The organism is Ensifer soli (assembly GCF_041928815.1).
Lineage (GTDB): Bacteria > Pseudomonadota > Alphaproteobacteria > Rhizobiales > Rhizobiaceae > JBHFEI01.
The window spans coordinates 1-5,952 of sequence record NZ_JBHFEI010000041.1 but is presented as its reverse complement, the minus strand read 5'-3'; the positions used below and the strand labels follow the sequence as shown (position 1 = coordinate 5,952).

The window sequence follows — 5,952 nt, the reverse complement described above, 5'->3', positions numbered from 1 at the left end:
TCACCAGGACCAGTGAATCAGACAAGCCCGACCGCGTGAATCATCAATCCGACTCCGCGTTCATCGAAGACGCTCTAGCTCGGCCAAGTCCAGGCTGCCCACGAACGCATCGACGACCGCGGACGAGCGCGTCGGGCGCAACGTAGTCATCTATGGATGGCGGCAGGAGGTTGATTTGATCTCGGCTATCGCCTTCGATGAAGCTCACAACGCGCCTCCATCCGGATTAACTCGTTGAATCTACATCATTTTGAAGGATTTATCAAACTGGCTAAGCGCTCCCGGAAGCCGCAGGCGGAATGAGACAAGCTTCACCAACGTCCGGTTCGCGCAAGGACAACCACGCGCGCTATCGACCCTAAGGCGACGAACCGGACGTCCCCTGTTAGGCGGATGCGGCAACGCTTGCAGCATCACGGATAGCGGACGCGATCTCATCCTCGCTGCGTCCCCCGTTGATGGCGATGCGCCCGCCGAAAACGAAGTGGGGGACGGACCGCACGCCCGCCGCTACGGACCTGGCGGCCTCTTGCTCGACACGCCTGTGCTGTTCGGGGTCCAACGCGATCCCACGCGCCTCATCGCGCTCGAATCCGTAGCCCATAGCGATATCGGCGAGGACGTCAGCATCGGAGATGTTTCTGGCTTCGAGGAAGTGGGCGTCGGTGATCGCAACCGCGAGGCGATGCTCCGTGCCACGGCCCCGCGCCGCTAGGATAAGCCCGTGCGCCGCCTGCGTCCTGTAGGTCCAAAGCTGGCGGCTTAGGTCGAGATCAAGGCCGGTCGCCCGTGCCTCAGCTTCAGGGTGCGCGAACGACGCCTTTGGGTCTGTGATGCCGTAGCGTGAGCGGAGAAGGTCGGGAATGTAGAGGCCCGCTGCCGGCGCGTCGGGAAGCAGCAGCACCGGGTGCTGGCGGATATCGACAGCCAGCGCGGGGAACCGCTCCGCCAGGACCTTGTCGAGGCGGTGATGTCCGATGATGCACCAGGGGCAGGTGATCTCTGTGAAGAGGTCGATGCGCAGCATGGTCAATGCCTCAGGATTGCAGTGAGGCGGGAAGAATCGCCTCCACCTCGGTGCGCTCCGTGGTGAGCCTCCAGATCGCTTCCGCGACCGCGTCCGGCGAGATGGTCGTCAAGCGCGGATCGATGGTGCGGCCACCCGCCGTGGCGACCTTCATGCCGGTCGAGCCTTCGATCATCGCGCCGATGTAGACGGCGCCGGCGAAGACGCCGCTCGGCGCAAGCCCGCCGTGCAGAGCATGGATGTAGTTGCGGGTGGCGGCCATCAGTGCCGGAGCGCCGCTCAGGCCCGGAATGGGTCTGACCGCGGCAAGCCCGCCGACGACGACGATCGCCCCTGCGCCGCGTTGCGTCATGATCGTGCTCAGGCGATGCGCAAGCTCTATCGGCGCGAGCGTGTAGATGGGAACGAGATCCTGCGCCGCTGCGGCGTCGAGTTGGGCGGCAGGGACGAATCCGCCTTCGGACGGAACAGGCGCGTATACGGCAACATCGATGGCGCCGAGCTGCGTTTCGATCGCGTCGACCAGGCCGGGGAGCCCTTCAAGATCGGTCAGGTCGGCGGGAAAGGTGGCCACCTCCAGCCCTTCGTCGTTGAGCTTCCCGGCAAGCTCTCGAAGCGCACCTTCTCGGCGCGCAACGAGCGCGACCCGATAGCCCTGCCTGCCGTAATGGCGCGCGAGCGACGCGCCAAGGCCGATACCGGCGCCGAAAATCGCGATTGTCTTCCTGTCAGCCATGGTGCTTTCCTGGTAGTATGTTTCGATGACCAGGAATGTGATATGGACCAGTGCATGACGCAAGAACGCATAGATTTATGGCCAGGCCCTATGGATGTGACCGCCCCACCCGCTGCGCCCGGCGCCAATGACGCATGTCGTCGCGTCAACCAGGTCCTGGCGAGGATGGGCGACAAGTGGACGGTACTGGCAATCACCTCCCTCGCACAGAAGCCGCGCCGCTTTAACGAACTGAAACGGTTGATCGGCGGCGTGTCACAACAGATGCTTACACGCACGCTCAAGGCGCTCGAGCGCGACGGCATGGTGACGCGGCAAGTCTATCCGACGGTGCCGCCGCAGGTGGAATATGGCCTGACCGCCCTCGGCCAATCCCTTTCGGTCCCCGTCATGCACCTCGCGACATGGGTGCTGGAACATCTCGACGAGATCGAACGACATCGCGACGATCACGACCGCGGTCGGCCCTAACAGTCGATGCAGGGGCGCGATAAGGCGGTCTGTTCTCTGTCCATGCCTGCAACAGAGCTCATGGCGCCGAGTCCTGGCTCGAAACGTCCGGATTTCCTCTCTTGATGACTTCGCGCTGCGCAGCCCAGGTGAGCAGCGCATCAAGAGCCGGGCACAGGGCCTGCCCCCAGTCGGTGAGGCAGTATTCGACTTTCGGAGGCACCTGATGATGGACGATGCGGCGCACGATCCCGTCTTTTTCCATCTGACGGAGTTGCTGGATCAGCATTTTCTGGGAGATTCCCGGGATCGCGCGTTCGAGATCGGAAAAGCGCAGAACATGCCCGCCGAAGAGGTGAAACAGGATCACCAGCTTCCAGCGCCCCTCGAGAAGCTTGAGCGCGTTCTCGACACCCTCCGCCGCTGTTTCTTGCGTATATTGGTGTGGCATACTTTTGCGTAAGTACCTTACTTTTTCGTGTGTTCTTGCGAATTTGGAAAGTTAAGCCATTTTTGATCTCCGAACAAGCCAAGCCGGAGATCGATCATGACCCTCACATTACCGAAACCCATAACCGACTATTTTGCTGCGGACGCGGCGGATGGCGCGACGGTCGCCAGATGTTTCACGACCGACGCCGTCGTCGTCGACGAGAAGAAGACCTATACGGGGCGCGACGCGATCGCGGCCTGGAAGTCCGAGGCATCCGCAAAGTATGAATATGTTGCCGAGCCCGTAGCCATCGAAAATCAGGGTGACAGGGTCATCGTCACCGCACATCTGATTGGAAACTTTCCGGGAAGTCCCGTGGATCTTCGCTACGCTTTCACGCTCTCTGGTGACGTGATCGCCCGGCTGGAGATCGCACCATGAGCTTCGATCTTGGCCTTGACGGAAAACGCGCCCTGGTGACGGGCGGCACCAAGGGAGCGGGCGCAGCGGTCGTTCAGGCATTGGCGGACGCGGGTGCGTGCGTCGCGGCAGCAGCCCGAACCGTGCCCGAAAACGGAACCGATAGAATCCATTACATCGCGGCCGACCTGCTGACGGCGCAGGGCTGCGCCAAGGTCGCCGAAGAGGTGGTTCACGCGTTCGGCGGCATCGACATCCTCGTCAATGTGCTTGGAGGATCGAGCGCACCGGCTGGTGGCTTTGCGGCCTTGACCGATGAGGAATGGCAGAAGGAGATCGATCATAATCTCATGCCTGCGGTCCGGCTCGACCGGGCGCTGCTTCCGTCGATGATCGCACAAGGGGCAGGCGTCATCATCCATGTGACGTCGATCCAGCACGAACTGCCATTGCCAGAATCGACGACCGCCTATGCAGCGGCAAAGGCGGCGCTATCGACCTACAGCAAGAGCCTGTCGAAGGAAGTGACCCCCAAGGGCATCAGGGTGGTTCGCGTGTCGCCGGGCTGGATCGAAACCGACGCCGCCGTGGCGCTCGCGGAACGGCTCGCGAGAGAGGCCGGGACCGATTACGAGGGCGGCAAGAGGATAATCATGAATTCTCTGGGCGGAATTCCGCTCGGTCGACCGGCGAAACCGGCAGAGGTCGCGGACCTGATAACATTCCTGGCATCCCCGCGCGCTGCAGCCATAACCGGAACAGAATATGTCATCGATGGAGGGACCATTCCCACCGCTTGAGGTGGCGGCTCGCCTCCGAGCGTTTTGGCACAGCCTGGGGGTGTCCCCGCAGAAGGGGTCGTCCGAGACCTAAGGCTCGGTCGAAGGGGAAGGCTTTCCCCAATCTTTCCCGGATCGCGGTCATTTGATTACCAATCTGCGAACCATTGACTCCCAATCTGCCGAGGCAGATAGTCTCAATCTGCTGAATCTCGGAGCTGGCATGTACGGACGGTTTGTAGAACGACGGGCGGAAGAAGCCCTTTCGGATACGCCCGTGGTCCTGATCGTAGGACCGCGCAGGGCCGGTAAGACCACGCTCGTCCGCAAGCTGGGAGAGGCTGGCCGAACCTATATCACGCTGGACGATCAGACGGTTCTTGCGGCCGCTCAATCCGATCCGGCCGGTTTCATCCGGGGGCTGGATCAAGCCATCATCGACGAGATCCAGCGCGCCCCTGACCTGCTGTTAGCGATCAAAAAGACGGTCGATGAGGACTATCGGCCCGGACGATTCCTGCTGACGGGTTCGGCGAACGTGCTGACCTTGCCGCGCATCGCCGACAGCCTGGCGGGACGGATGGAAACCATCCAGATGCTGCCGCTGGCCAAGGCCGAGGTGGAAGGCCGGGCACCGAGCTTCTTGGAACGGCTGTTCGAAGGAAAGCTCCAGAGTCAGCGGAATGGGATCGTCGGTGACGATCTGGTCCAACTCGTCTTGCTCGGTGGTTTTCCCGAAGCCATCAGCCGTGACACCGAGCGACGGCGGCAGGATTGGTTGCGATCCTATCTCACGTCGATCCTGACGCGCGACCTGCGCGACATCGCCGACGTTGAGAAACTGACCGAGTTGCCGAAATTCGTGCGGCTGCTTGCCGAGCACTCGGGACAGTTGGTCAACTATTCGCAGTTCGCAGCGGGTATCGGCGTCACCCACAAGACGGGGCAGCGCTATGTCGGGCTGCTCGAACAGGTGTTTCTGATCTCAACCGTGCAACCCTGGTTTACCAACGCCCTGAAACGCATCGCCAAAACGCCCAAGCTGCACTTCCTCGATTCCGGTTTGCTGGCGACCGTGCGCGGTCTGACCTTCGACAGGGTGAAGGCCGATCGCGGATCATTCGGCGCGCTTCTCGAAAGTTTCGTCTTCTCGGAAATTCTGAAGCTCATGAGCGCTTCGGACCTGCGGCTGTCTCCGTATCATTTCCGCGATCGCGACATGCGCGAGGTCGACATCGTGCTGGAGCGCGACGACGGCATGATCGTCGGGATAGAGGTGAAGGCCAGCGCCACGGTCAAAGCTAGTGATTTTGGAGGGCTGCGTGCCTTGGCCGAGGCCTGCGGCGATCGCTTCGCCTTCGGTGTGGTCCTCTACGACAGCGTGGATGTTGTGCCGTTCGGCGACAGGCTAGCAGCGGCGCCATTGTCGAGCCTTTGGGATGGAGAAGCGCGAACGAACAAAACAGCCAAAGGAGGATCGCATGGGCCTGTATGAAAGCTGGTGTGATGCCACCAAAAACGAAGACAAGCGAAAGCACTATTGGACTTATGTCGAGAAGGACGGCGGGCGCGACGAGATTCGCGATGACCTCGCCAAGACGATCCGCTCACATTACGATCGACTGGAACGCATTGCCGAAGACGTGGAACGGCTCGGCTACAAGGTCGCCGCGAAAATCCTCAGCGAGGCAATGCCTCAGACACCCAAGGGACGCTCCGGCGATCTTGGTGAGATTCTCGCGACCGAACTGGTCGAGGAAGAAATCGGCCTACGCGTTCCCGTTCGCCGCCTGCGCTACAAGGATGGTCGCAACATGGCGATGCGCGGCGACGATTTTATCGGCGCGGGATACGATGCGGCTGGCGAAAAGCTATGGCTCCTGAAAGGGGAAGCCAAAAGCAACAAAGTGCTCGGCAAGGCCACGGTCACGAGCGCCCGCAAGGTGCTCGACCGCGACAACGGCCGCTGCACGCCCGATTCCCTACTCTTTGTCGCCAACCGCCTGTTGGAGAGCAATGACCCGGACGACTGTCCGTCGTCGAATGATTTGAGACTTTTTAGGCTTTGTAAGAACGGATTTTGCGGCTCGCTAGCGGTTTGATTTAA

General features: G+C 61.3%; 8 protein-coding genes. 5 read left to right on the top strand and 3 right to left on the bottom strand.

The genetic code is table 11. The features are described 5' to 3' along the window. Positions 1 to 385: 385 nt before the first annotated feature. Together ACEVQ6_RS23335 and ACEVQ6_RS23330 are read right to left on the bottom strand one after the other, a co-directional pair. Complete coding sequence (locus ACEVQ6_RS23335) at positions 386 to 1,027, bottom strand: DsbA family oxidoreductase (RefSeq protein ID WP_374891438.1); 642 nt, start codon at positions 1,025 to 1,027, stop codon at positions 386 to 388. Between the two features lie 10 nt (positions 1,028 to 1,037). After that, positions 1,038 to 1,763: an SDR family NAD(P)-dependent oxidoreductase gene (locus tag ACEVQ6_RS23330; protein ID WP_374891437.1), complete on the bottom strand. Its 726-nt coding sequence runs from the start codon at positions 1,761 to 1,763 to the stop codon at positions 1,038 to 1,040. A 90-nt stretch (positions 1,764 to 1,853) separates the two neighbouring features. Between ACEVQ6_RS23330 and ACEVQ6_RS23325 the strand changes: the two genes are divergently transcribed. After that, positions 1,854 to 2,234: a winged helix-turn-helix transcriptional regulator gene (locus tag ACEVQ6_RS23325; RefSeq protein ID WP_374891436.1), complete on the top strand. Its 381-nt coding sequence runs from the start codon at positions 1,854 to 1,856 to the stop codon at positions 2,232 to 2,234. A 58-nt stretch (positions 2,235 to 2,292) separates the two neighbouring features. Here the strand turns inward: ACEVQ6_RS23325 and ACEVQ6_RS23320 are convergent, their stop codons facing one another. Next, complete coding sequence (locus tag ACEVQ6_RS23320; protein WP_374891435.1) at positions 2,293 to 2,664, bottom strand: winged helix-turn-helix transcriptional regulator; 372 nt, start codon at positions 2,662 to 2,664, stop codon at positions 2,293 to 2,295. A gap of 96 nt (positions 2,665 to 2,760) precedes the next feature. On the opposite strand from ACEVQ6_RS23320, the gene ACEVQ6_RS23315 reads away from it, so the two are divergent. The 4 genes from ACEVQ6_RS23315 to ACEVQ6_RS23300 all read left to right on the top strand — a co-directional run bounded on the left by ACEVQ6_RS23315 (position 2,761) and on the right by ACEVQ6_RS23300 (position 5,947). Next, complete coding sequence (locus tag ACEVQ6_RS23315; protein WP_374891434.1) at positions 2,761 to 3,087, top strand: nuclear transport factor 2 family protein; 327 nt, start codon at positions 2,761 to 2,763, stop codon at positions 3,085 to 3,087. Beyond that, positions 3,084 to 3,866 carry an SDR family oxidoreductase gene (locus ACEVQ6_RS23310; protein WP_374891433.1) on the top strand — a complete coding sequence of 261 codons (783 nt, stop codon included), beginning with the start codon at positions 3,084 to 3,086 and terminating at the stop codon, positions 3,864 to 3,866. Before ACEVQ6_RS23315 ends, ACEVQ6_RS23310 begins: the two co-directional genes overlap by 4 nt. 202 nt (positions 3,867 to 4,068) lie before the next feature. Next, complete coding sequence (locus ACEVQ6_RS23305; RefSeq protein ID WP_374891439.1) at positions 4,069 to 5,340, top strand: ATP-binding protein; 1,272 nt, start codon at positions 4,069 to 4,071, stop codon at positions 5,338 to 5,340. Continuing rightward, the gene (locus ACEVQ6_RS23300) at positions 5,327 to 5,947 is read left to right on the top strand and encodes a HamA C-terminal domain-containing protein (RefSeq protein WP_374891432.1); all 621 of its coding nucleotides are present in this window, start codon (positions 5,327 to 5,329) and stop codon (positions 5,945 to 5,947) included. Before ACEVQ6_RS23305 ends, ACEVQ6_RS23300 begins: the two co-directional genes overlap by 14 nt. Positions 5,948 to 5,952: the final 5 nt, after the last annotated feature.

Bases quoted from the DNA above. Each gene is read 5' to 3' on its own strand.
- ACEVQ6_RS23335 (WP_374891438.1), bottom strand. From the start codon at position 1,027: ATGCTGCGCATCGACCTCTTCACAGAGATCACCTGCCCCTGGTGCATC.
- ACEVQ6_RS23330 (WP_374891437.1), bottom strand. From the start codon at position 1,763: ATGGCTGACAGGAAGACAATCGCGATTTTCGGCGCCGGTATCGGCCTT.
- ACEVQ6_RS23325 (WP_374891436.1), top strand. From the start codon at position 1,854: ATGGATGTGACCGCCCCACCCGCTGCGCCCGGCGCCAATGACGCATGT.
- ACEVQ6_RS23320 (WP_374891435.1), bottom strand. From the start codon at position 2,664: ATGCCACACCAATATACGCAAGAAACAGCGGCGGAGGGTGTCGAGAAC.
- ACEVQ6_RS23315 (WP_374891434.1), top strand. From the start codon at position 2,761: ATGACCCTCACATTACCGAAACCCATAACCGACTATTTTGCTGCGGAC.
- ACEVQ6_RS23310 (WP_374891433.1), top strand. From the start codon at position 3,084: ATGAGCTTCGATCTTGGCCTTGACGGAAAACGCGCCCTGGTGACGGGC.
- ACEVQ6_RS23305 (WP_374891439.1), top strand. From the start codon at position 4,069: ATGTACGGACGGTTTGTAGAACGACGGGCGGAAGAAGCCCTTTCGGAT.
- ACEVQ6_RS23300 (WP_374891432.1), top strand. From the start codon at position 5,327: ATGGGCCTGTATGAAAGCTGGTGTGATGCCACCAAAAACGAAGACAAG.